Below are 25,324 nucleotides of genomic sequence, written 5' to 3'. Positions count from 1 at the left end.
TAATGAAAGCACCAAAAACAGCGAAAAATAAGAAACAAGAAGAAAGTACCAGCTTTGTCCGCTGGCGCTTTATTTTGCTGTGCGGATGCATTGTCTTGGCGTTAGCAGGGTTGCTGACGCGGGTGGCTTATCTGCAAATTATCGCACCAGAGAAACTGGTGAAAGAAGGCGATATGCGCTCTTTACGAGTGCAAGAAGTCGCAACTTCCCGAGGCATGATCAGCGACCGAGAAGGGCGGCAACTGGCGGTGAGTGTGCCAGTTAATGCAATTTGGGCTGACCCCAAAGAAGTGTTCGAAAAAGGGGGGATCAGCAATGACGAGCACTGGAAAGCATTAGCGGATGCCCTTGAGATCCCACTAGAACAAATTACCAGCAAAATATCGGCCAATCCAAGAGGCCGTTTTGTGTATTTAGCGCGTCAAGTTAACCCATCTATTGGCGATTACGTTAAAAAACTAAAAATACCTGGTATTTACTTACGCAAAGAGTCTCGTCGTTATTATCCATCAGGCCCAGTTACCGCTCACTTATTGGGGGTAACAAATATTGATGGCGAAGGCATTGAAGGTGTCGAGAAAAGCTTTGACCGTTGGTTAAAAGGTGCACCAGGTGAACGTACAGTTCGCAAAGACCGTAATGGGCGAGTGATTGAAACGATTTCCTCTGTTGACAGTCAAGCTGCGCATAATCTGACATTAAGTATTGATGAACGCATTCAATCCATTGTTTACCGTGAATTAACACGTGGTGTACAGGAAAATAAAGCTGAATCAGGCGTAGCAATTTTAGTGGATGTTCATACCGGTGAAATTTTAGCAATGGCAAATAGTCCATCCTATAACCCAAATAATTTAACGGGTACATCAATGGATGCGATGCGTAACCGTGCTATCACCGATATTTTCGAGCCGGGCTCAACAGTGAAACCCATGGTGGTAATGAGTGCGCTACACAACAAAATTATTAAAGAAAACTCAGTAATTAATACTTATCCATATCGTATTAGTGGTCATGAGATCAAAGACGTAGCACGGTATGCTGAACTAACAATTACTGGGATTTTACAGAAGTCGAGTAACGTAGGTGTTTCAAAACTTGCGTTAGCGATGCCTGCCACTGAGCTGGTGGATGTGTATAGCCGCTTTGGGTTTGGCAAGCCGACTAATCTGGGGTTAGTCGGGGAAAGTAGTGGCATCTTTCCAAGTAAAAAAACACGGTGGTCTGATTTAGAAAGGGCCACCTTTTCTTTTGGCTACGGGCAAATGGTAACACCGTTACAGTTAGCGCGAGCCTACGCAACTATCGGTAGTTTTGGTATTTATCGGCCATTATCTATCACGAAGGTTGACCCTCCTGTATCAGGAACACGTGTTTTTCCTGAGCCGATCATGCGAACAGTGGTTCATATGATGGAAAGTGTGGCTTTACCCGGAGGCGGGGGAGCACGAGCAGCAATTAAAGGCTATCGCATTGCTATTAAAACAGGGACTGCGAAGAAAGTGGGTCCTGAAGGGCGTTACGTTGAAAAATATTTAGCTTACGCCGCGGGTGTGGCTCCTGCGAGTAACCCACGCTATGCGTTAGTAGTGCTCATCAATGAGCCTAGTGCAGGTAAATACTACGGTGGTGCGGTATCTGCACCGATATTTGGTTCAATCATGGGAGGGGTTCTACGGTTGATGAACGTTGAACCCGATGCATTGCAACCAAATGAACAAAATGAAATTGTAAATAGTCAAAAAGAGGTTAAAAGTGGCAGATCGTAATCTTTGTGATCTACTCTCACCCTTTGGTGTGAGCACAACTCCAATCTCACTGCGTGAGATGACGCTAGACAGTCGAAAGGCTGCCGCGGGCGATCTGTTTATTGCAATAAAAGGCCATCAATCAGATGGGCGACACTATATTCCTCAAGCAATTGCTCAAGGGGTTTCTGCTGTGATAGCGGAAGCGGAAGGTGAAGCTGTTGAAGGTGAAATTCGTTTCGTTCATGGCGTCCCTGTCATTTATTTAAATGACCTGAATAACCGTTTATCAGCCCTTGCGGGGGAGTTTTATCAGCAGCCATCAGCTAATATGAAACTCGTTGGTGTGACGGGTACAAACGGTAAAACAACGACGACACAATTAATTGCTCAGTGGGCTCAAGGGCTAGGGGAAACTAGCGCTGTAATGGGAACCGTGGGTAATGGCCTATTAGGCCATGTGTCGCCAAGCGAAAATACTACCGGCTCTGCGGTAGATATCCAACTTGAATTGACCCAATTATTGAACCAAAAAGCGACATTAACAGCGATGGAAGTGTCTTCCCATGGCTTAGTGCAAGGCCGAGTTGCTGCCTTACAGTTTGATGCCGCGGTGTTTACCAATTTAAGTCGTGATCACCTTGATTATCATGGCGATATGGAAAGCTATGAAGCCGCAAAATGGCTGTTGTTTTCCACGCATAATACAAAATCGCAAATCATTAATGCGGATGATGCTATTGGCTTGAAATGGCTACAACGTTTACCACAGGCGTGCGCAGTGACCATGGAAAACCGTATCCCAAATGACTGGCAAGGCCCATGGTTAAAAGCCACTGAGGTTGAATATCACGATAAAGGTGCCAGCATCCATTTTGATTCCTCATGGGGAAATGGGCGCTTTGAAAGCCCATTAATGGGTGCATTTAATGTCAGCAATTTATTAGTGGCAATGGCAACTTTACTAATGATGGATTATCCGTTAGATAAACTGCTGGCTACTACCTCTTCATTATCACCAGTATGTGGGCGTATGGAAGTATTCAGTGCACCGAATAAACCGACAGTCGTCGTTGATTATGCGCATACTCCTGATGCCTTAGAAAAAGCTTTAGCGGCAGCACGCTTACATTGCAAAGGTCAATTATGGTGTGTATTTGGTTGCGGTGGTGACCGTGACAAAGGCAAGCGTCCACTAATGGGGGCTGCTGCAGAAGAGTATGCAGATAAAATCGTGATCACAGACGACAACCCGCGCAGTGAAGACCCTATCGATATTATTAATGATATTATGGCGGGCTTATTAGATTCCAGCCGTGCTTTGGCCATACCGGGTCGTCCAGAAGCCGTGACAAACACTATTTTGCAGGCATCTCCTGATGATGTGATTGTGATTGCAGGTAAGGGGCACGAAGATTATCAAATTATTGGTCAGCGCAAGTTAGATTACTCAGACCGTCTAACGGTGGCTCGTTTGTTGGGGGTAATCGCATGATCCCTTTAACACTCGCTCAATTGGCACAAATTACCCAAGGGCAGATTGAATCAGCTCCAGACACCAATGCAATGGTTAGCGCGGTTAGTACTGATAGCCGCAAAATTGCTGAAAATTGCCTATTCATTGCGTTAAAAGGTGAACGCTTCGACGCCCATGATTTTGCGCAGCAAGTCGTTATGGCGGGCGCTAAGGCGTTACTCGTTGAGCGCAAACTAGAAGTGGATTGCCCACAAATTATCGTCAAAGACACGCGTATCTCGATGGGCCAACTGGCTGCATGGGTTCGTCAGCAGAGTAGAGCCCGGGTCGTTGGCTTAACGGGGTCTTCAGGCAAAACATCGGTCAAAGAAATGACTGCGTCCATTTTATCTGAGCGCGGTAAAACCTTATATACTGCAGGTAATTTAAACAACGATATAGGTGTACCTTTGACCCTATTTCGTTTAACCCATGATGATGATTTTGCAGTGATAGAAATGGGCGCTAATCATCCAAATGAAATTGCCTACACAACCAATATTGTCAAACCAGAAGCCGCATTAGTTAACAATTTATTTGCTGCACACTTAGCGGGTTTTGGTTCACCGGAAGGGGTTGCTAAAGCGAAAGGTGAAATTTATCAAGGTATTCCAGAAGAAGGAACTGCAATTGTTAACCTTGATAGCTACAGTGAAAAGTGGCAGTTTCAGCCACGTCAAACCGTTTGGTATTACTCACTAACGCCACAAGCAAAAGTGGATTTCTATCCTTCTGATATCCAAGTGAACCAGCTGACAACGGATTTTGTGTTACACACTCCCGTTGGTAGTGTTGATATCACCTTGCCATTACCAGGGCTGCATAACATCGCTAATGTGTTAGCGGCGAGTGCATTAGCCATTTCAGTCGGTGCTAGCCTCGACAATATTAAAAATGGCTTAGCGAAAACGAAGTCGGTACCGGGGCGGTTATACCCTGTGCGCTTAGCGGAGCACAAGGTGGTTTTAGACGACACTTATAACGCAAATGATGGTTCGATGATCGCAGCAATCCATGTTCTCGAAAAAATGCCAGGTTACCGCATCTTAGTGGTGGGGGACATGGGTGAACTGGGCGATTATGCAGAAGATTGCCATCAGCGTGTTGGTGTCGCCGCTAAACAAGCAGGCTTAGACAAAGTATTCAGTGTTGGTCAATTAAGTGAGTTGATCAGCCAATTTAGTGAATGTGGTGAGCATTTCACAGTGAAATCCGATTTATTAACCCGACTAATTCCGCTAGCACAGCAGAAGGCCGTTGTTTCTATTTTAGTTAAAGGTTCACGCAGTTCCGCGATGGAAGATGTTGTGAATGCATTGAAGGAGTGCTTCGAATGTTAGTCTGGCTTGCCGAAATGTTGGTCCACAAGTTTTCTGTTCTGAACGTCTTTTCTTATTTGACGTTCAGGGCCATTGTCGGTTTGCTGACGGCACTTGCCATTGCTTTGTGGATGGGGCCGCATTTAATTGCTTATTTACAAAAAATGCAAATAGGCCAAGTCGTTCGTAATGAAGGCCCTGAGTCTCACTTTAGTAAGCGCGGAACCCCAACTATGGGCGGGTTATTGATTTTATTTTCAATCACCGTTTCAACTTTGTTATGGGCTCGCTTAGACAACCCTTATGTTTGGTGTGTATTACTTGTGTTAGTTGGCTATGGCATTGTCGGTTTTGTTGATGACTACCGTAAAGTGGTACGTAAAGACACTCGTGGTCTAATCGCACGTTGGAAATATTTTTGGCAATCCGTGATTGCGTTAATTGTTGCCTTTTCCATGTACGTGATTGGTAAAGACACCCCAGCAACGCAGCTAGTGGTGCCATTTTTTAAAGATGTGATGCCACAACTGGGCATGCTGTATATTTTGCTGACTTACTTTGTGATTGTAGGAACCAGTAACGCAGTAAACCTAACAGATGGTTTGGATGGCTTGGCTATCATGCCAACGGTATTTGTCGCTGCAGGTTTTGCATTAGTGGCATGGGCAACAGGTAATGTTAATTTTGCCAGTTACTTACATATTCCATTTTTACCACATGCAGGTGAATTAGTGATTGTCTGTACTGCCATTGTGGGGGCAGGGTTAGGCTTCTTATGGTTTAACACATATCCAGCCCAAGTATTTATGGGTGATGTTGGCTCATTGGCTCTTGGTGGTGCACTAGGAACTATCGCTGTATTACTGCGCCAAGAGTTTTTATTAGTGATTATGGGTGGTGTGTTTGTGGTTGAGACATTATCCGTTATTTTACAAGTCGGTTCATTTAAATTGCGCGGGCAACGTATTTTCCGCATGGCACCAATTCATCACCATTATGAATTGAAGGGTTGGCCAGAACCTCGCGTTATCGTGCGCTTCTGGATTATCTCATTAATGTTAGTCCTCATTGGGCTGGCAACCTTGAAGGTGCGTTAAGATGGTCGATTATCAGGGTAAGAACGTCGTTATTATTGGGCTGGGGATCACTGGCCTATCTTGCGTTCATTTTTTCCTTGCGCGCGGCGTTGTGCCTCGTGTTATGGATACCCGTGCAGTGCCTCCGGGGGTAGATAAACTCCCTGCGAACGTGGAATGCCATAGTGGCAGCTTGAATAATAGCTGGTTACAGGCAGCCGATTTAATTGTCGCGAGTCCAGGGATTGCGTTGGCAACACCTCAGTTGCAGGAAGCGGCAGAAAACGGCATCGAAATTGTGGGTGATATCGAATTGTTTTGTCGTGAAGCCGATGCACCGATTGTCGCCATTACAGGTTCAAATGGTAAAAGTACCGTCACGTCATTGGTTGGTGAAATGGCTAAAGCTGCGGGTATTTCAGTTGGTGTTGGTGGCAATATTGGTACGCCAGCGCTTTCATTACTCAATGCAGGGCATCGTCTATACGTTTTAGAACTTTCCAGCTTCCAATTAGAAACCACTTCAAGTTTAGAAGCGACCGCCGCGACAGTCTTAAATATTAGTGAAGATCATATGGATAGATACCCATTAGGTCTAGCGCAGTATCGTGAAGCTAAATTAAAAATTTATAACGATGCTAAAAACTGCATTGTTAACGTACAAGATGCACTGACCTTACCTGTCAATCATACCTTGGAAGAATGTATTAGCTTTGGCTTAAATAGTGGTGATTATTTCTTTGATACCCAAAAACGGGTGTTAGTGGCTCAAGGAAAAGAGCTGCTCGCTGTCAATGAGATGCACTTAACTGGCCAACACAATTACCTCAATGCGTTGGCCGCGCTAGCACTGGCAGATGCGGTGAGTATTCCTCGCCCAGCTTGCCTTCAAGTATTGAAAGACTATGCGGGGTTAGCGCATCGTTTCGAATTAGTGTTATTCAATAACGGTGTTCGCTGGATTAATGACTCGAAAGCCACCAATGTTGGAAGTACTGAAGCGGCGTTAAATGGGTTACATGTGGACGGCAATATCTACTTATTATTAGGTGGTGATGGCAAGTCAGCTGATTTTTCACCATTAAAACAATATATTGCTGCGGATAACTACCGTTTATATTGCTTTGGCCGTGATGGCAAAGAGTTAGCGGATATGGCACCTGAAAAATCAGTTTTGACTGAGACGATGGAACAAAGCTTACGCCAAATTGCGCCTCAACTAAAAGCGGGGGACATGGTGCTGTTATCCCCAGCGTGCGCCAGTTTGGATCAGTTTAAAAGTTTTGAGCAGCGTGGAACTGTCTTTGCTCAATTAGCCCAGGAGCTAGGTTAATGACGATACCGGGTGCGATGCGTTTAAAAAATTGGGTCATTGGTGAAAAAAATGGCGTGATTTCAGGCTCAACGCTTTACGACCGTACATTGGTGTGGTTGGCATTCGGTTTAGCCGCGGTTGGCTTTATTATGGTCACCTCTGCGTCCATGCCAGTTGGCCAGCGCTTAACCGAAGACCCGTTTTATTTTGCTAAGCGTGATGTGGTGTATATCGTTATCGCATTTATTTTAGCTCTAGGTGTTATGCGTATTCCGATGGCGGTTTGGGAGAAGTACAACTTCATATTGTTGATGGCTTCTCTTGGCATGCTAGTCGTGGTGTTGGTTGCAGGAAGTTCCGTTAACGGGGCATCACGCTGGATAGACATCGGTTTGGTAAAAATTCAGCCGGCAGAAATTTCGAAATTTACGTTGTTTTGCTACGTATCCAGTTATTTAGTGCGTAAATCTGATGAAGTCAGAACCCGTTTTCTTGGCTTTATCAAACCGATGTGTATTTTGATTGTTATGGCGTCTTTGCTTTTATTACAGCCTGACTTAGGGACAGTTATCGTCTTAGTGGTTACCACTCTCGGGTTGTTGTTTTTAGCAGGAGCAAGGTTAGCCCCCTTTATTATCGGTATTGCCGCTTGTGCGGTGGGGGTATTGGCTTTGATTTGGTTCGAGCCGTACCGCTTACGTCGAGTCACGTCATTTTTGAATCCATGGGATGACCCGTTTGGAAGTGGTTATCAGCTAACTCAATCTTTAATGGCCTTTGGTCGTGGTGAAGTATTTGGGCAAGGGCTTGGAAATTCAGTACAAAAATTAGAATATTTGCCAGAAGCACACACAGACTTTATTTTCTCGGTTTTAGCTGAGGAGCTCGGGTACTTTGGCGTTGTATTGGTTCTGCTGATGGTCTTTATGTTGGCATTTAGAGCAATGATGATCGGCCGTCGTGCATTGATGTCAAACCAATTATTCGGTGGTTATTTGGCTTGTTCTATTGGTATTTGGTTTACCTTCCAAGCGTTAGTTAACGTTGGCGCCGCATCAGGTATGTTACCGACAAAAGGTTTAACACTACCGCTAATTAGTTATGGTGGTTCGAGTTTACTGGTGATGGCTGCTGCCATTGCGATATTACTGAGAATTGATTTTGAAACACGCCTTGAAAAAGCGCAGGCGTTTGTAAGGAGCACTAAATGAGTCAGGCAAAGAAATTACTCGTCATGGCAGGTGGAACCGGAGGGCATGTTTTTCCGGGGTTAGCCGTGGCTCATTATTTGCAGGCTCAAGGCTGGGAGATCCGTTGGTTAGGTACGGCTGACCGAATGGAAGCTACATTAGTGCCGAAACATGGTATCGATATTGAATTCATTCAAATTTCGGGTCTCAGGGGCAAAGGTATCGCAGCGCAACTGGGGTCGCCATGGCGTATTTATAAAGCGATTCGCCAAGCCAAAACAATTATTAAGCGTTATCAACCCGATGCTGTATTAGGTATGGGGGGCTATGTTTCGGGGCCCGGCGGTATTGCAGCATGGCAATGCGGTGTTCCTGTTGTACTTCATGAGCAAAATGGTATCGCGGGTTTAACGAACAAATGGTTATCTCGAATTGCAAAAAGAGTATTACAAGCCTTTCCGGGGGCATTTCCTAACGCACCAGTTGTCGGTAATCCAGTACGTGAAGATGTTTTAGCACTACCTGCGCCACAGGTTCGTTTAGCTGGTCGTGAAGGTGCTATACGTGTATTAGTTGTTGGTGGCAGCCAAGGGGCTCGAATTCTAAATCAAGTGATGCCGCGAGTTGCTGAAAAAGTAGGCAAACAGTTAAATATCTGGCATCAAGCGGGAAAAGGCAGTAAGGAATCGACAGAAGCATTGTATAATGAACATATGCAAGTTTCAGTCAATTCCGAGTATAAAGTTACTGAATTTATTGATGATATGGCGCAAGCTTACGCATGGGCAGATATTGTTGTCTGTCGGTCAGGTGCATTAACAGTGAGTGAAATTGCAGCCGCAGGTTTACCGGCTATTTTTGTGCCTTTTCAACATAAAGATCGTCAACAATATTGGAATGCATTACCGCTAGAAAAAGCGGGAGCGGCTAAAATTTTAGAACAATCACAATTTACCGCAGATGCTGTGGCGAGCTTATTAGAAGAATGGGATAGAAACGAATTACTCTCAATGGCCGAAAAAGCGCATAGCTGTGCAATTACAGACGCAACTGAGCGAGTTGCTACCGTGATTTGCGAAGTGGCTAAATAATATTAGCCATAATTGATATCGAATTAATTAGAAGCGAAGAAATATAGTGAATACACAACAATTAGCGAAATTAAGAACATCAGTGCCAGAAATGAGAAGAGTTAGGCACATCCATTTTGTCGGCATCGGCGGTGCTGGCATGGGTGGTATCGCTGAAGTGTTGGCAAATGAAGGCTATGAAATTAGTGGTTCAGATTTAGCACCGAATGCAGTGACTCAACAATTAACCGCATTAGGGGCAACGATTTACTTTAATCACCGCCCAGAGAACGTTGAAGACGCGAGTGTTGTTGTCGTATCAACGGCTATCTCGAGTGAGAACCCTGAAATTCAAGCCGCCAAAGAATTGCGTATTCCTGTTATTCGTCGTGCGGAAATGTTGGCTGAATTAATGCGTTACCGCCATGGTATTGCCGTTGCAGGTACCCACGGGAAAACGACCACTACAGCAATGATTTCTGGGATTTATGCACAAGCAGGTCTTGACCCCACATTTGTGAATGGGGGGTTAGTTAAATCAGCAGGAACGCACGCGCGTTTAGGTAGTAGCCGTTACTTGATTGCAGAAGCCGATGAAAGCGATGCATCGTTTTTACATTTGCAACCGTTAGTTGCGGTCGTGACAAATATCGAAGCTGACCATATGGATACTTACCAAGGCGACTTCGATAATTTAACGAATACATTTATTAATTTCTTGCATAATCTGCCGTTCTACGGGCGTGCAGTAATGTGTATTGATGACCCTGTCATTCGTTCGTTGCTACCTAAAATTGGTCGCTACATTACTACTTATGGTTTTAGTGAAGATGCTGATGTGCGTATTACGCAATATGAGCAAAAAGGAAATCAAGGCTTTTTCACCATTGCTCGTGAAAATATGCCAGAGCTGACTGTGGTTCTAAATGCACCGGGACGTCACAATGCGCTCAATGCGACAGCCGCAGTAGCTGTTGCCACAGAAGAAGGTATTGACGATTTACATATTTTATCTGCACTAGTTGAGTTTCAAGGTACGGGGCGCCGCTTTGATTTCTTAGGGAATTTCCCTCTGCGTAATGTGAATGGCAAAGAGGGTGAAGTGATGCTAGTCGATGACTATGGCCACCACCCAACAGAAGTGGATGCAACGATTAAAGCCGCGAGAGCGGGTTGGCCAGATAAACGCATTGTTATGGTATTCCAACCACATCGTTATACCCGTACTCGTGACTTATACGATGATTTTGTGAATGTTTTAGGGCAGGTAGATGTACTGCTAATGCTAGATGTCTATTCAGCGGGTGAAAAGCATGTACCGGGTGCAGATAGCCGCTCATTGTGTAGAACAATTCGTGGTCGTGGTCAGATTGATCCTATTTATGTTGCCGATACTGAACAAATTCCGCATATATTAGCTCAAACTCTTGATGAAAATGATTTAATTTTAGTTCAAGGCGCAGGAAATATTGGTAAAATAGCTAAAAACCTAGCTGAAGCAAAATTACAGCCACCGATGGTTGAGGAATAAAAATGACAGAGAAAGTTGCGGTTCTATTAGGAGGCTCATCTGCTGAACGTGAAGTTTCACTTCAGTCAGGAAATGCTGTGCTGGCGGGGTTACGCCAAGCAGGTGTTGATGCTCATCCTATTGACCCCCAAGATTTCCCTGTAGAAACCTTGAAAGATGCAGGTTTTAATAAAGTTTTTATTGCGTTACATGGCCGAGGTGGTGAAGACGGTACATTACAAGGGTTGTTAGAAACACTAAACCTCCCTTATACCGGTAGTGGTGTTATGGCTTCAGCGCTGAGTATGGATAAGCTGAGAACAAAACAATTATGGCAAGGTGCAGGGTTAAGTGTATCGCCATATGTTTACTTAACACAGCAGCAGTATAAGCAGGCATCTCATGAGCAAATTGTCGCTAAAGTGCAATTGTTAGGGCTACCTCTGATTGTGAAACCTAGTCTAGAAGGTTCTAGTGTTGGCATGAGTAAAGTTGATAGCCTAGAGTCATTGCCGGCTGCTTTGGACCTCGCGTTTCAATTTGATGAAACGTTGTTAATTGAAAAATGGCTGAGTGGCCCAGAGTTCACGGTTGCTGTGTTGGGAGATAACACGTTACCGTCAATTCGTATTCAACCACCGGGTATTTTTTATGACTACGAAGCAAAATATTTATCTGATGAAACTCAATATTTTTGCCCAAGTGGTTTAGGTGAACAGCTCGAATCTGAGCTCGCAGAATTAGCACTGAAAGCTTACCAAGCCGTTGGCTGCGAAGGCTGGGGACGAGTTGATGTAATGCAAGATAATGATGGTCAATTTTATCTGCTGGAAGTTAATACATCACCGGGTATGACAAGCCATAGTCTAGTACCGATGGCAGCTCGACAGGCTGGTATGAGTTTTTCACAGTTAGTTGTACAAATTTTAAAATTGGCTCGTTGATATGTCACAAGCAGCACTAAACGTTAGGCATCATAATCAGAATAATGACGAGGATCCACGTTCAGGACCGAGTAATGGTGCATTTTTAGGTGGGTTATTTTTCTTCCTATTTGTGCTTGGCACTATCCTCTGGAGTGGTTGGATGGTGATGACTTGGATGAAAGATGCTGACAGGTTGCCGATGTCTAAATTGGTGTTAACGGGGGAGCGCCATTACACCACAAATGATGATGTCAGAAAGGCCATTTTAGCTTTAGGGCAGCCGGGGACATTTATGACCGTTGATGTCAACGCTATCCAGAACCAAATAAGCATGATGCCATGGGTACGCCAAGTGACGGTGCGTAAACAATGGCCAGATGAATTGAAAATTCACATTGTTGAATACCGCCCATTCGCTAGGTGGAATGATCAAAACATGGTAGATGAACAAGGCAGAGTATTTAACTTGCCAGTTAGCGAAAATGGTAAAGGGGATTATGTGTTGCTGTATGGGCCACAAGGTAGCCAAAAAGATGTCCTTAAAGAATTTGCAGTTTTTAAGAACACGTTAGCAGCACATAACCTAAAGCTAAAATCATTATCGATGACAGCCAGAAATGCCTGGCAAATTATTTTAGACAACGATGTTAGAATCGAATTAGGTAAGAAAGATGTGTCAGAGCGGTTAAATCGGTTCCTTGAACTGTATCCGCTTTTGCAGCAAACAACGGATAAACGCGTTGACTATGTTGACTTACGTTATTCCAGTGGTGCTGCGGTGGGCTGGGCGCCACTATTGGTCGATGCTCCACCGGAGTTACAATAAAGACGATGACTAATAACAAAAATTAGGCAGAAAAAATGATTAAAGCAACGGACAGAAAATTAGTGGTAGGCCTTGAAATTGGAACTTCCAAGGTATCAGCCCTTGTTGGCGAAATTCTGCCCGATGGTATGGTTAATATTATTGGGGTGGGAAGTTGTCCATCTCGTGGAATGGACAAAGGTGGCGTAAACGACCTTGAATCAGTGGTAAAATGTGTACAAAGAGCCATTGATCAGGCCGAATTAATGGCTGACTGCCAAATTTCATCGGTTTACCTTGCGCTATCAGGTAAGCACGTCAGTTGTCAAAATGAGATTGGTATGGTGCCAGTTTCAGAAGAAGAAGTGACGCAAGAAGATGTTGACAGTGTTGTGCATACAGCAAAATCGGTACGTGTACGTGATGAACACAGAATTTTGCACGTAATACCACAGGAATTTGCAATAGATTACCAAGAAGGGATTAAAAACCCAGTTGGTCTATCGGGTGTACGTATGCAAGCAAAAGTTCATTTGATCACCTGCCATAACGATATGGCGAAGAATATCGTCAAAGCCGTTGAACGTTGTGGGTTAAAAGTTGATCAGCTTATTTTTGCCGGTCTCGCTGCAAGTTATAGCGTTTTAACGGAAGATGAGCGTGAATTAGGTGTATGTGTCGTCGATATCGGTGGCGGCACAATGGACATGGCGGTTTATACTGGTGGGGCTTTACGCCATACGAAAGTGATTCCATATGCAGGCAATGTGGTGACAAGTGACATCGCATATGCGTTTGGAACGCCACCCAGTGATGCAGAAGCCATTAAAGTGCGCCATGGTTGTGCAGTCGGTTCTATCGTCAGTAAAGATGAAACCGTTGAAGTACCAAGTGTTGGTGGGCGACCACCAAGAAGTTTACAGCGTCAAACCTTAGCAGAAGTGATCGAGCCAAGGTATACTGAGCTGTTAAATTTAGTAAATGAAGAAATTTTAAATTTACAGGAACAGTTACGTCAACAAGGTGTCAAACACCATTTGGCAGCTGGTATCGTGTTGACTGGTGGAGCTGCGCAGATCGATGGTTTAGTCGAGTGCGCTCAAAAAGTGTTCCATACGCAAGTGCGTATTGGTACACCGCTCAACATCACAGGATTAACGGATTACGCGCAGGAGCCATATTATTCAACAGCGGTAGGGCTTCTGCATTACGGTAAAGAAAGCCATTTAGGTGATGATACCGAAGTAGAAAAACGTGCATCAGTTAGCGGGTGGTTTAGTAAAATAACCAGTTGGCTGAGAAAAGAATTTTAATTTTGATAAAGAAGCATATTATTAGCTTCAAAAGTAGTAAGCACAAAACGGAGAGACATTATGTTTGAACCAATGGAGCTAACCAACGATGCGGTGATTAAAGTCATCGGCGTTGGCGGCGGCGGCGGCAACGCCGTTGAACACATGGTGCGTGAACGTATTGAAGGCGTTGAGTTCTTCGCTGTCAATACAGACGCACAGGCGCTGCGTAAAACCGCAGTTGGACAAACTATCCAGATCGGTACAGGTATTACCAAAGGTCTGGGTGCGGGTGCAAACCCTGAAGTCGGCCGTAATGCCGCTGAAGAAGACCGTGAGGCGCTGCGTAATGCTTTAGATGGCGCAGATATGGTCTTTATCGCAGCGGGTATGGGCGGCGGTACAGGGACTGGTGCAGCTCCGGTTGTTGCCGAAGTTGCCAAAGAATTGGGTATTCTGACAGTTGCTGTTGTGACTAAGCCTTTCAATTTCGAAGGTAAAAAGCGCATGGCATTCGCAGAAGCGGGTATCACTGAGTTGTCAAAACATGTTGACTCATTGATCACTATCCCAAATGATAAATTATTAAAAGTACTTGGTCGTGGTATCTCATTACTGGATGCTTTCGGTGCGGCAAATGACGTACTAAAAGGTGCAGTACAAGGTATCGCTGAACTGATTACTCGCCCAGGTTTAATGAACGTAGACTTTGCTGACGTGCGTACTGTGATGTCAGAAATGGGCTACGCGATGATGGGGTCAGGTGTAGCTCGCGGTGAAGACCGTGCAGAAGAAGCCGCTGAAATGGCCATTTCTAGCCCATTATTGGAAGACATTGACCTGTCTGGCGCTCGTGGTGTGTTGGTTAACATTACAGCTGGTTTCGACCTGCGCTTGGATGAGTTTGAAACGGTGGGTAACACTATCCGTGCCTTCGCATCTGATAATGCAACTGTGGTAATCGGTACATCTCTTGACCCAGAAATGCACGAAGAACTGCGTGTCACTGTTGTTGCTACAGGTATTGGTATGGACAAACGTCCAGAAATTACTCTAGTTAGCAACAAGATGTCTCAGCAGGCGTCAATGGAACAGCGCTATCAGCAAATGCAAAATAGCATGTCTTCATTAACAGAAGAGAAGCCAGCGGCTAAAGCGGTCAATGACCAAAATACGCAAACAAATAAAGAACCAGATTATCTTGATATTCCTGCGTTCTTGCGTAAGCAGGCCGATTAATTTTATTTATATTGGTTTCTCCGCTTTTTGTGCTAAAATTTCCTACTGATTATCTTGTATGATGATCAGTAGGACCTATAACATTGCGAGAAAAATACGATGATCAAACAACGGACACTAAAACGTATTATTACAGCGACTGGTGTTGGTTTACATACCGGCAAGAAAGTTACGCTTACATTACGTCCAGCGCCGGGCAATACCGGGGTCATCTACCGTCGTACTGACCTTAATCCACCGGTTGATTTTCCGGCAGATGCGAAATCAGTTCGTGACACCATGTTATGTACTTGCTTAGTTAATGAAGATAACGTGCGTATTTCGACTGTTGAGCATTTGAATGCTGCCTTAGCAGGGTTAGGTATCGATAACATTGTTATTGAAGTCAATGCGCCTGAAATCCCTATTATGGATGGCAGTGCCGCACCATTTGTATTCTTACTGCTTGATGGCGGTATTGAAGAATTAAATTGTGCTAAGAAATTTTTACGTATAAAAGAAACAGTACGTGTTGAAGATGGTGATAAATGGGCTGAAATGCGACCTTATAATGGGTTTAGCCTTGATTTCACAATTGATTTTCAGCACCCAGCGATTGATAGTAGCACACAACGCTACTCACTTGATTTCTCAGCGGAATCATTTGTAAATCAAATTAGCCGTGCGCGTACTTTTGGCTTTATGCGTGATATTGAATATCTGCAATCAAAAGGCTTGTGCTTAGGCGGTAGTTTTGACTGCGCCATCGTTGTTGATGACTATAAAGTTCTTAACGAAGATGGTTTACGTTTTGAAGATGAATTCGTTCGTCACAAAATGTTGGATGCAATTGGTGATTTATTCATGTGTGGACATAACATTATTGGCGCTTTCACCGCGTTTAAATCAGGCCACGCACTGAATAACAAGCTGTTACAAGCAGTTTTAGCGAAAGAATCAGCTTGGGATCTCGTCACATTTGAAGACGAAGCTCAATTGCCTGTCGCATTCAAAGCACCTTCAGCGGTGTTTGCATAAGACGTGATTATGCAGCTATCTTCGAAAGCTAATCGAAGTTAGCCCTTTCTGTTGGTTGCACTAGTACTCTCTCCGGCTAGTGCAGCCAGCCGCTCAAATCTTTCTTTTAATCCCTTCGGGCTATTCTCTGCTAATTTCAAAAGTGCTTGTGCGGTTTGTGTGCTTATCTGGCGTTCGTTCATTTTTTGACTCATTGAGGCCGTTTGCTTAGTTACTGAGCTATTTTGCCTCGATTTTCGCATAAGATCGGGATTGATTCTGATGTCGATAGAAGATAAAGATGGTAGAATGGACGTTCTTAATGCAGAAAGAAGATTGAGTTTTTCGTAATTAAGTCGGGTCATCCAACTGGCATTTGCCACTTCAATGACCATAATACTATTACGGTAGTTTGCAACACGGCACATGGGTTTGATTTCAGCCGGCAGTAACCCTTTTACAGCACGATTCAGTTTGATAATCGCTTTTGCATTACGTTGAATAGTTTGTAAAGTGTTCGATGATGTTGCCAATGATCCTTCAAGAACATCAAAAAGTGCTTGTGGATGACTATCTCTCATTTTTAGCTCCGGCTGAGAATGAAACAACGAATTACAAATAATAATTTTGTCACTTATTCATTATATAAGAGTTTGATGGGCATTTTAAATTTTTGGCGACAACTCGGAAGAAAATACTTTTGGTCCCACCTGCTATTAGGTGTGGTTGCCACGGGTGTCGGCTTGCCTACAATTTTAAATGCGTTATCAGAATCTCAACACACACAGGTTAACTCTTCCCCCGTTAATCGCCAGAGCCAAGCTGTTAATGCCTTTGACAATTTATTTTCTCAACAGAATTCTCAGCGCTCTTCATCATCATCGTCATCCTATTCAGTTAATTACTGGCAGCAACATGCGGTAAGGAATGTCATTCGGCAGCTTACTTTTGCTTTTTCGGCAACGGAAGACGATGATGTAAACACGGCAGCAGAAGAGACTGAAAAGCTTATTGTCCCACAGTTGATGCTAGATACGCTGTATGCCATGTTAGCACAGCGTTCACTTCAGTGGGATGAAAGTGTTATCCAATTTAGTCATTATAACTATCCCCATATTATTGCCTACCAACCTGCAATTTGGATTGCTCAAGTCCACGGCATTCGTGCCGGCCCGTTAACAGCTTAATCTTTACCCATAGCAAGCCAGCTTAGTGCTGTGCTGTCTTGCGCCATAAAATTTAAAACAATTAATTGATTATTAGAGATTAAAATATGTTAACAAAGATTTTGACCAAAGTTTTTGGTAGTCGTAATGACCGTACCTTGCGCCGTTTACGTAAAGAAGTTGAAAAAATTAATCGTCTTGAACCCGATTTCGAAAAGTTATCTGATGATGAATTAAAAGCAAAAACGGTAGAGTTTCGTGAGCGTTTAACGAAGGGCGAAAGTTTAGAAAGCATCATCCCTGAGGCATTTGCAACTGTTCGCGAAGCAAGTAAACGTGTATTTGGTATGCGTCACTTTGATGTACAGCTTATCGGTGGAATGGTACTGAATGAACGCTGTATCGCAGAAATGCGTACGGGGGAAGGTAAAACATTAACGGCAACACTACCAGCTTATATCAACGCATTAAGTGGCAAAGGGGTTCACGTAGTTACGGTGAATGACTACTTAGCCAAGCGTGATGCTGAAAATAACCGTCCATTATTTGAATTCTTAGGTTTAACTGTGGGTATCAACCTGCCAGGTATGGCTCCACCTGCAAAACGTGAAGCGTATGCGGCAGATATTACTTATGGTACTAACAATGAATTTGGTTTTGACTACTTACGTGACAACATGGCATTTAGCCCTGAAGAGCGTGTTCAGCGTAAATTGCATTATGCTTTGGTGGATGAGGTCGACTCAATTCTTATCGATGAAGCACGTACACCGCTGATTATCTCAGGTCCTGCGGAAGACAGCTCTGAACTGTACCAAAAAGTAGATAAACTTATTCCATATTTGCAACGTCAAGAGAAAGAAGATTCAGATACTTTCCAAGGGGAAGGCCATTTTTCGGTTGATGAAAAATCGCGTCAAGTAACCATAACAGAACGTGGGCTAGTATTAATCGAAGAACTTCTAGCAAAAGAAGGCTTAATGGATGAAGGAGAATCTTTATATTCACCTTCTAACATCATGTTAATGCACCATGTAATGGCAGGCTTACGTGCTCACGCATTGTTTACCTTAGACGTTGATTATATTGTAAAAGACGGCCAAATTGTCATTGTTGACGAACATACGGGCCGTACAATGGAAGGGCGCCGTTGGTCTGATGGCTTACACCAAGCGGTTGAAGCAAAAGAAGGGGTTGAAATTCAAAATGAAAACCAAACCTTGGCTTCAATTACTTTCCAGAACTATTTCCGTTTATATGAAAAACTTGCAGGTATGACGGGGACTGCGGATACCGAAGCATTTGAGTTTAGCTCAATTTATAAACTTGATACAATTGTTATCCCAACTAACCGTCCAATGGTTCGTAAAGATTTACCTGACCTCGTTTATATGAACGAAGCGGATAAGTTTGCGGCAATTATTGAAGATATTCGTGAGAGAACCGCCAATGGGCAACCTGTTCTTGTTGGTACGATTTCTATCGAAAAATCTGAATTAATTTCTAATGCATTGAAAAAAGCTAAAATTGCTCACAACGTACTGAATGCAAAATTCCATGCAATGGAAGCGGATATCATCGCAAATGCAGGTCAAGCAGGTGCAGTAACGATCGCAACTAACATGGCCGGTCGTGGTACTGACATTATGTTAGGCGGCAGCTGGCAAACTGAAGTTGCTGCATTAGAAGAACCAACTCAAGAGCAAATTGACGAAATCAAAGCAAACTGGAAAGTTCGCCATGATGCTGTTTTAGCCTCAGGTGGTTTACATATTATTGGTACTGAGCGTCATGAGTCACGTCGTATCGATAACCAGTTACGTGGTCGTGCAGGGCGTCAAGGGGATGCGGGTTCATCTCGTTTTTACCTATCAATGGAAGATGCGCTGATGCGTATTTTTGCCTCAGACCGCGTTACAGGAATGATGAAAAAGTTAGGTATGAAGCCAGGTGAAGCTATTGAGCACCCATGGGTGACCAAAGCTATTGCTAATGCACAACGTAAAGTTGAAAGCCGTAACTTTGATATCCGTAAACAACTACTTGAATATGATGATGTTGCAAGTGACCAACGTCGTGCAATTTATACTCAACGTAATGAATTACTGGATGGCGGCGACATTAAAGAAACGGTTGATAGCATCCGCCAAGACGTATTAACCACTACGATGGATGCCTATATTCCACCTCAATCACTTGAAGAAATGTGGGATATCGAAGGGTTACACCAACGTTTAGTCAATGATTTTGACCTCGACTTACCAATCAAAGAGTGGTTAGATAAAGAGCCAGAGTTACACGAAGAAACATTACGTGAACGTATTATGGCAAAAGCGATTGAAGTTTATGATCGTAAAGAAGAAATTGTTGGCGCAGAAGCGATGCGTAATTTCGAAAAAGGTGTCATGTTGCAAACATTAGACACATTATGGAAAGAGCACTTAGCGTCAATGGATTACTTACGCCAAGGCATTCATTTGCGTGGCTATGCGCAAAAAGATCCTAAACAAGAGTACAAGCGCGAATCTTTCAGTATGTTTGCTAACATGCTTGAAGCATTGAAATATGAAGTGATTAGCACCTTATCTAAGGTACAAGTTCGTTTACCTGAAGAGGTTGAAGCATTAGAGCAACAGCGTCGTGAAGAAGCTGAGCGTTTAGCGAAAAGGCAACAATTAAGCCATGAAGCGGGTGCTGAATCTTTAATGACTGAAACCGAGGCTAAAATAGCAACTCAAGGTCACAAAATTGGTCGTAATGATCCTTGTCCTTGCGGCTCAGGTAAAAAATATAAGCAATGTCACGGTCGCTTAAATTAATTTATTATTAACTCATTAATATAAAAAAGGCGGGGTAACCCGCCTTTTTGACGAAAAAATTATGGAAAAAAAACATTTGCATATCGCGGCTGGAATTATTCGTAATTCCCAGCAACAAATTTTTATTACTAAACGGCCTGAAGGCACGCATATGGCTGGCTTTTGGGAATTTCCAGGTGGAAAACTTGAGATTAATGAATCACCTGAAGCGGCATTAATTCGTGAGCTTGAAGAAGAAGTCGGAATTGTAGTGACTAAGAGCGAGTTATTTCATCGCGTTGATCATGAGTTTAATGACCGTTTCATTACGCTTTATTTTTTTATCGTTACTGCGTGGGAAAATGAACCGTACGGTAAAGAAGGGCAAGATTCGCGTTGGGTTTGTCAACATGACCTTATTGCTGATGAGTTCCCACCGGCAAACCGTATTATTGTCGATTTATTAACGCAGAGAAGTGAATCAGCTTAATAACTGATATTGATATTAAGTGGAAAATACACAATGATATATTTTCCACTTAATTTACTGTGTCGCGACTTAACGTCTTATTTATCTGGCTGTTCACTCCAGTCATCGCTGTCAGAGATATCCCCTTGACTCGCAATTCTTTTTTCCTCACTAGCCCACTCACCAAGGTCAATAAGTTGACAACGCTTACTGCAAAATGGCCGGAAAGGGCTATTTTCATTCCAAACAACTATCTTTTTGCATGTTGGGCAGTTTACTTCAATGATTTCGCTCATAAATATATATCTCTAGCTAGCAACAGGATAACTCAAAACTAATTACATCTGGAAGTATACCATTCTCACTGTCGATATGTAGAAAGCGCAATGCAAATCTTGTTTTATGGCCTGAAATTTGTGGGTAAATAAGGTGCTCAATTGATAATTTGATACGTAGTAACTCTTTACCCTCGACATTATCTTGATAAAAACCATTATGAGATTCTTTTGTTTCGAAATTACCACTTTGACGAATTAATGTAAGGACTAGTTTTAATGCATTATTAAGTGGGTCAAGGCTTTGCAGCCATCCATTGATGGTTTTATTTCTTTCAATTTGCGGGATATTTAACCAAAGCTGTAAAGTGGGGAGATCAAAGCTACAGCAGCCTCCTGGGATGCTTAGTCGTTGGCGTACCATACTGATAATTTTATCTGTTCGTAAATGGTGGCCAAAACGTGAGGCTGACATCAATTTGGCGGTTGTATCAGATAATTGTTCAAGTAATGTAGAAATTAATTGGTTATCGGCATTAGGGGCTTCAGCCCAACTAGCTAGCTGAATTCGTTGTTTTTCGAGCTCTTTCATGAGCTCAGAACGTACTTCGCCTCTATCAAGAATTTCAATTAATTCTGAAACAGAACGAAAAAAGGCAATACCAGTAGAGTAGGAAGTAATATTACTTAGCTCATAAATTTGAGATAAAAGTGTTTCAAGGCGCAACCACGAACGAATTTTTTCATTCATTGGGTATTCATAAGTAATAAAATTTGTTGCAATTAACTCGCCCATTTTAATTCCTATTTTTTTATTTTTGCTAGTGTTAAGTACTGGTTATGTAACGCGGCTACCTTGGTTGAGAGATCCCTATCATGAGAATGGTTTGTTATTATATCATTGGCATAATCAAGTCGTTTTTCACGGCTAACTTGTGCATTAAGTATATTAGTAACTTGTTCTAAACTGGTCTTATCTCTTTTTAGAGTACGTTGAATTTGCTCTTCAACAGTAACATCAACAACTAATACCCTATCTGCCAAATGATGAATATTATTTTCAATCAATAAAGGGACTACCCATAATAGATAAGGGTAATTTATTTGTTGAAATTGTTTTTGTGTTTCTTGTTGGATCAATGGATGAAGTAGAGCATTCAGCCATTTTTTTTCATCAGGTTTGGAAAAAATAATTTCTCTTAAGCGCTGCCTATTTAGAGCTCCGTTAGGAAGAATGACATCCTTACCGAAGTGGCGAGTAATGCTTTTTAGAGCTGGGCTGTTAGGCTCAACAACTTGTCGTGCAATCACATCCGCATCAACTAGGGGAACTCCAAGTTTTGCAAACTCGTTTGCAACAGTTGTTTTACCACTTCCAATACCACCTGTTAAAGCAACTATATAAGGCATATGATTATTCATTTACTCGTTGAAAAAAAACAGATTACACTGAAATAAATCATTTGTCTTCATCCAAAGTAATATTACTGTGAATAGATTAAAAAATAAATCGATATATTATATATTAAAGGGGAAACATAATATCTATATCTATCTGAAATTATTTATAACTCAGTTATAACATTACCTAAATTAAATATAGGTAGATACATTGCTAGCATGACGATACCCACGAGTATAGCAATTAAAACGAGTAAAATAGGTTCAAGGTTTTTTAGGTTTTTTTCGGTAATGAAAATATATTGCTCTGAATAATATTTGAATAAATAATTGGAAAAATAGTGTATTTTCCCAGATTCTTCAGCAATAGACATTAGCTGTACAGCTAAATCAGGAAAAAACTTAGTTTGCCTCATAGCATAGGAGAGTAATTCTCCTTTATGTACCGACATATGTACGTGTTTGCAGTCTTTTTTATATTGATTATTATTAATGGTTTGAATAGTACACTTTAAACATTCAGATAATGATAACCCTACATTAATAGTTGAATGCATCGTTAAAAAATATAAACTTAAATTATGAAGTTGTAATGATTTTTTTAATATGGGTAAATGCATTATTGTTTTTTTTATTAAGTTCAGTGCCTTTTCCTTAAATTTAAATATGAAAGGTAATAAAAATAGAATAAGACTAAGTAAGTAGGGTAAATATTCCCTTAGGAAACTTGATATGAAAGTTATAGTTTTTGTAATGAGTGGTAGTTCGTGTCTAACATTTTGATAGATACTTTCAAATTGAGGAACAACATAGATCATCATAATGGCTAATAAAACTATAGAAAAAGATGATAGAATTATTGGGTATCGTGTCGATTTACTGATGAGTAAAGATACTTTATTGTTATGCTCTAAAATTGAATTGATTGTACTAAAGCTTTCCTCGTACTGCCCTGTTTTCTCGGCAACGGTAATAATACTGATTACTGTGTCATTAAAAATGGTGGGATGTTTTTTTAAATATTGTGAAAATTTCTCTCCTTTTTCAATATGGATTATTGAATTTTCGATAATATCAGTCCAAAATGGAAAGGGACAGTTGGTATGCAATATTTTTAAACATTGTATGAGGTTAATACCTGATGATGATAATAAAGATAATTGATGAAAAAAATGAATTCGATAATTAATGTTTTTTTTATCTAATGTAAATAGTGTTTTTAATTTTATTTGTATAGGAATTAAATTTCTTTCAGTTATGTTAATAAAAGCATGTTTTTTACTTTTTGCTATTAGTGTACTGTGTTTTAATTGGTTTTTAAAATCAATGGCAATATATGAATAAATAAACATGTTAATTTACTCCATTTCCGATAATAGAATAGATTTCTTGAAGTGTGGTTTCACCCATTTCAACGCATTCTATACCTGCATCAAAAAGGCTAACAAAATTATTTGGATTTTCTAATGTATTATTTTTAAAGATTTCATAGATATTGCTTTGATCTATATATTCATAAATTGCAATTCTTCCCATAAAACCAGAAAAACAAAGCTCACAGCCTTTTGAAGACCATTCATTGATTATATGGTTATTATGCAATTCAGTTTTTTTAGGTATTGTTTCTTTGCAGTGAGGACAAAGTTTTCGTACTAGCCTCTGTGCAATAACCATTTTTAAGCAAGATTTAAGTTGACTATTTTCTATCCCCAATTGATTCATTCGCTCTATAGCACTAATTGTACAATTTGTGTGCAGTGTTGACAAAACTAGATGACCAGTTTGAGCCGCTCGGGTCGCAATCTTAGCGGTTTCTTCATCACGGATTTCACCAATCATAATGACATCAGGGTCTTGCCGTAGAAGCGCCCTCAAAATAAAAGAAAAATTAAGTTTGTATTTTTCATTAACTTGGGTTTGGTTGATCCCTTGTAGGGGGATTTCAATAGGGTCCTCAATGGTTGTTATATTTCTTGAGGATTGATTTAAATATTCTAGATAACTATAAAGTGTTACTGTTTTACCACTTCCTGTTGGCCCTGTGACTAAAATTAATCCTTGTGGCCGATTTAAATATTCTTTTAACCGTTCAAGAAGGGAAGAGCACATCCCTATGTGCTCTAAAGAATATTTTAATTGCGTATTCAAAATACGTAAGACTAACTTTTCACCATGAATGGTCGGAATGCTAGAAAGACGAATACTATAATTTTGCCCGTCAAAATACCAACTCATTTGACCATCTTGTGGAAGCCTTTTTTCCGCTATATTCATTTTTGCTAGTATTTTTATACGAGCAATAATTTCGCTATTAATTTCATAAGGAGGAGAGGGAATAAAATATAGCTTCCCATCTACACGTAATCTAATTTTTAACCCTTGTTTGGTTGGTTCAAGGTGTATATCAGATGAGCGTTTATGAACTGCTGTTTTTAATAATTCCTCAACAAAATTAATTGCAGGGGATGATGTGTTTAATAGTTCGGTTTCTTGAGGATGATAATTTGTTTCCTCCTCTTTTATTTCATGTACTGTGTTATTAAAATAATGGTCTATTTTTTCTTTTGGCCAAATATCATAACAGACAGGGACGCTAGCAATAAATTTTAATGTGGCTATTAAGTTATCATCCGGTTTTTTAGCAGCGGCGATAGATAATCTTTTTTGATTATAATCTATGATTATAATGTAATTTTTATCACATAAGCTCTTAAGTTCTTTATAAATAAATTGGTCATTATTAGATATATTCATAAATATTCCCAATTAAAAGATAAATGTTTTTTCACATAGTGATTTTAAGTTAGCATTAGTTTTATTTTCGCAAACAACTGCCCAGTTGAAGGGTTTATCTAAGGTTGGAAGGGTTGGTGTTAATGTGACTTTTAAGTCTGATAATGATTTACCAGTAGAGAACGTAATAACTCCAGATTTAACATCTATCTTATTAATGTATTTCCCTGTTATATTTGTAGGAATATCATCACTACCTCCATTGCAATGCGATAAACTCCCTCGATTAAAACTGCATATTTCTATGCTGTTCTTATAAGGAATAACGGTCTGGAGTACATCGGTAATTGCTGCTTTTTGCATATAGCTTTGATAGCCAGGGATCGCAATAGCACTTAGAATTGATATAATTGCAATTACTACCATAATTTCAATAAGTGAAAATCCTTGTTGATTCATAAATAAAAACCTCCGTTGTTA

Annotated in this window: 23 protein-coding genes; 16 read left to right on the top strand and 7 right to left on the bottom strand. The window is 41.4% G+C overall.

Annotated features, from left to right (window positions below):
* Nucleotides 1-2 precede the first annotated feature (2 nt).
* The 13 genes from ftsI to lpxC all read left to right on the top strand — a co-directional run bounded on the left by ftsI (nucleotide 3) and on the right by lpxC (nucleotide 16,023).
* Nucleotides 3-1,769, top strand: coding sequence for a peptidoglycan glycosyltransferase FtsI (gene ftsI / locus PR767_RS05325; protein WP_004913194.1), 1,767 nt, complete (start codon nucleotides 3-5; stop codon nucleotides 1,767-1,769).
* Nucleotides 1,756-3,243 (top strand): UDP-N-acetylmuramoyl-L-alanyl-D-glutamate--2,6-diaminopimelate ligase, encoded by a 1,488-nt coding sequence (murE, locus tag PR767_RS05320; protein WP_004913192.1) that lies wholly within the window; start codon nucleotides 1,756-1,758, stop codon nucleotides 3,241-3,243. Before ftsI ends, murE begins: the two co-directional genes overlap by 14 nt.
* Nucleotides 3,240-4,604 carry a UDP-N-acetylmuramoyl-tripeptide--D-alanyl-D-alanine ligase gene (gene murF / locus PR767_RS05315; protein ID WP_272519981.1) on the top strand — a complete coding sequence of 455 codons (1,365 nt, stop codon included), beginning with the start codon at nucleotides 3,240-3,242 and terminating at the stop codon, nucleotides 4,602-4,604. The genes murE and murF overlap by 4 nt, the downstream gene beginning before the upstream one ends.
* A complete protein-coding gene (gene mraY / locus PR767_RS05310; RefSeq protein WP_272519980.1) occupies nucleotides 4,598-5,680 on the top strand; it encodes a phospho-N-acetylmuramoyl-pentapeptide-transferase in 1,083 nt (360 codons plus the stop codon). Before murF ends, mraY begins: the two co-directional genes overlap by 7 nt.
* A 1-nt stretch (nucleotide 5,681) precedes the next feature.
* Nucleotides 5,682-6,992 (top strand): UDP-N-acetylmuramoyl-L-alanine--D-glutamate ligase, encoded by a 1,311-nt coding sequence (gene murD / locus PR767_RS05305; protein WP_004913186.1) that lies wholly within the window; start codon nucleotides 5,682-5,684, stop codon nucleotides 6,990-6,992.
* Nucleotides 6,992-8,185, top strand: coding sequence for a cell division protein FtsW (gene ftsW, locus PR767_RS05300; RefSeq protein ID WP_109912942.1), 1,194 nt, complete (start codon nucleotides 6,992-6,994; stop codon nucleotides 8,183-8,185). The genes murD and ftsW overlap by 1 nt, the downstream gene beginning before the upstream one ends.
* Nucleotides 8,182-9,255, top strand: a complete 1,074-nt coding sequence (gene murG / locus PR767_RS05295; RefSeq protein WP_004913177.1) for an undecaprenyldiphospho-muramoylpentapeptide beta-N-acetylglucosaminyltransferase — start codon at nucleotides 8,182-8,184, stop codon at nucleotides 9,253-9,255. The genes ftsW and murG overlap by 4 nt, the downstream gene beginning before the upstream one ends.
* Before the next feature lie 46 nt (nucleotides 9,256-9,301).
* Nucleotides 9,302-10,765 carry a UDP-N-acetylmuramate--L-alanine ligase gene (murC, locus tag PR767_RS05290; protein ID WP_004913175.1) on the top strand — a complete coding sequence of 488 codons (1,464 nt, stop codon included), beginning with the start codon at nucleotides 9,302-9,304 and terminating at the stop codon, nucleotides 10,763-10,765.
* 2 nt (nucleotides 10,766-10,767) lie between these two features.
* Entirely contained in the window at nucleotides 10,768-11,688 is a 921-nt protein-coding gene (locus tag PR767_RS05285; RefSeq protein ID WP_004913172.1) for a D-alanine--D-alanine ligase, read from the top strand.
* Between the two features lies 1 nt (nucleotide 11,689).
* Entirely contained in the window at nucleotides 11,690-12,496 is an 807-nt protein-coding gene (ftsQ, locus tag PR767_RS05280; protein ID WP_004913170.1) for a cell division protein FtsQ, read from the top strand.
* Nucleotides 12,497-12,531: 35 nt separating this feature from the next.
* The gene (gene ftsA, locus PR767_RS05275) at nucleotides 12,532-13,788 is read left to right on the top strand and encodes a cell division protein FtsA (RefSeq protein WP_004262024.1); all 1,257 of its coding nucleotides are present in this window, start codon (nucleotides 12,532-12,534) and stop codon (nucleotides 13,786-13,788) included.
* Between the two features lie 60 nt (nucleotides 13,789-13,848).
* Complete coding sequence (gene ftsZ / locus PR767_RS05270) at nucleotides 13,849-15,006, top strand: cell division protein FtsZ (RefSeq protein ID WP_004262022.1); 1,158 nt, start codon at nucleotides 13,849-13,851, stop codon at nucleotides 15,004-15,006.
* A gap of 99 nt (nucleotides 15,007-15,105) precedes the next feature.
* Entirely contained in the window at nucleotides 15,106-16,023 is a 918-nt protein-coding gene (lpxC, locus tag PR767_RS05265) for a UDP-3-O-acyl-N-acetylglucosamine deacetylase (RefSeq protein ID WP_272519979.1), read from the top strand.
* Between the two features lie 38 nt (nucleotides 16,024-16,061).
* Here lpxC and PR767_RS05260 read toward each other — a convergent pair whose 3' ends face one another.
* Nucleotides 16,062-16,583, bottom strand: coding sequence for a DUF721 domain-containing protein (locus tag PR767_RS05260; RefSeq protein ID WP_109912939.1), 522 nt, complete (start codon nucleotides 16,581-16,583; stop codon nucleotides 16,062-16,064).
* 75 nt (nucleotides 16,584-16,658) lie between these two features.
* Here PR767_RS05260 and secM point away from each other — a divergent pair, with 75 nt between their 5' ends.
* The 3 genes from secM (at nucleotide 16,659) to mutT (ending at nucleotide 20,456) form a co-directional block, all read left to right on the top strand.
* Nucleotides 16,659-17,189: a secA translation cis-regulator SecM gene (secM, locus tag PR767_RS05255; RefSeq protein ID WP_004913160.1), complete on the top strand. Its 531-nt coding sequence runs from the start codon at nucleotides 16,659-16,661 to the stop codon at nucleotides 17,187-17,189.
* Nucleotides 17,190-17,275: 86 nt separating this feature from the next.
* Complete coding sequence (gene secA / locus PR767_RS05250; protein WP_109912938.1) at nucleotides 17,276-19,987, top strand: preprotein translocase subunit SecA; 2,712 nt, start codon at nucleotides 17,276-17,278, stop codon at nucleotides 19,985-19,987.
* A 61-nt stretch (nucleotides 19,988-20,048) separates the two neighbouring features.
* Nucleotides 20,049-20,456: an 8-oxo-dGTP diphosphatase MutT gene (mutT, locus tag PR767_RS05245; RefSeq protein WP_272519978.1), complete on the top strand. Its 408-nt coding sequence runs from the start codon at nucleotides 20,049-20,051 to the stop codon at nucleotides 20,454-20,456.
* A 77-nt stretch (nucleotides 20,457-20,533) separates the two neighbouring features.
* On the opposite strand, the gene yacG is transcribed toward mutT, so the two are convergent.
* From yacG to ppdD, 6 genes are all read right to left on the bottom strand, one after another.
* Entirely contained in the window at nucleotides 20,534-20,731 is a 198-nt protein-coding gene (gene yacG / locus PR767_RS05240) for a DNA gyrase inhibitor YacG (protein WP_004262008.1), read from the bottom strand.
* Nucleotides 20,732-20,747: 16 nt separating this feature from the next.
* A complete protein-coding gene (gene zapD, locus PR767_RS05235) occupies nucleotides 20,748-21,506 on the bottom strand; it encodes a cell division protein ZapD (RefSeq protein ID WP_109912936.1) in 759 nt (252 codons plus the stop codon).
* A gap of 8 nt (nucleotides 21,507-21,514) precedes the next feature.
* Complete coding sequence (coaE, locus tag PR767_RS05230) at nucleotides 21,515-22,120, bottom strand: dephospho-CoA kinase (RefSeq protein ID WP_004913145.1); 606 nt, start codon at nucleotides 22,118-22,120, stop codon at nucleotides 21,515-21,517.
* A 155-nt stretch (nucleotides 22,121-22,275) separates the two neighbouring features.
* On the bottom strand, nucleotides 22,276-23,463 hold the full coding sequence (locus PR767_RS05225; protein ID WP_110732101.1) for a type II secretion system F family protein: 1,188 nt from the start codon (nucleotides 23,461-23,463) through the stop codon (nucleotides 22,276-22,278).
* 1 nt (nucleotide 23,464) lies between these two features.
* Nucleotides 23,465-24,865 (bottom strand): ATPase, T2SS/T4P/T4SS family, encoded by a 1,401-nt coding sequence (locus PR767_RS05220; protein WP_109912935.1) that lies wholly within the window; start codon nucleotides 24,863-24,865, stop codon nucleotides 23,465-23,467.
* A gap of 12 nt (nucleotides 24,866-24,877) precedes the next feature.
* On the bottom strand, nucleotides 24,878-25,303 hold the full coding sequence (gene ppdD / locus PR767_RS05215) for a prepilin peptidase-dependent pilin (RefSeq protein WP_109912934.1): 426 nt from the start codon (nucleotides 25,301-25,303) through the stop codon (nucleotides 24,878-24,880).
* Nucleotides 25,304-25,324: the final 21 nt, after the last annotated feature.

It is taken from the genome of Providencia sp. PROV223 (assembly GCF_028479245.1).
In the GTDB taxonomy this organism is placed as follows: Bacteria; Pseudomonadota; Gammaproteobacteria; order Enterobacterales; family Enterobacteriaceae; genus Providencia; species Providencia rettgeri.
The sequence above is the reverse complement of the archived record's forward strand: the minus strand, read 5'-3'. Positions and strand labels throughout refer to the sequence as shown.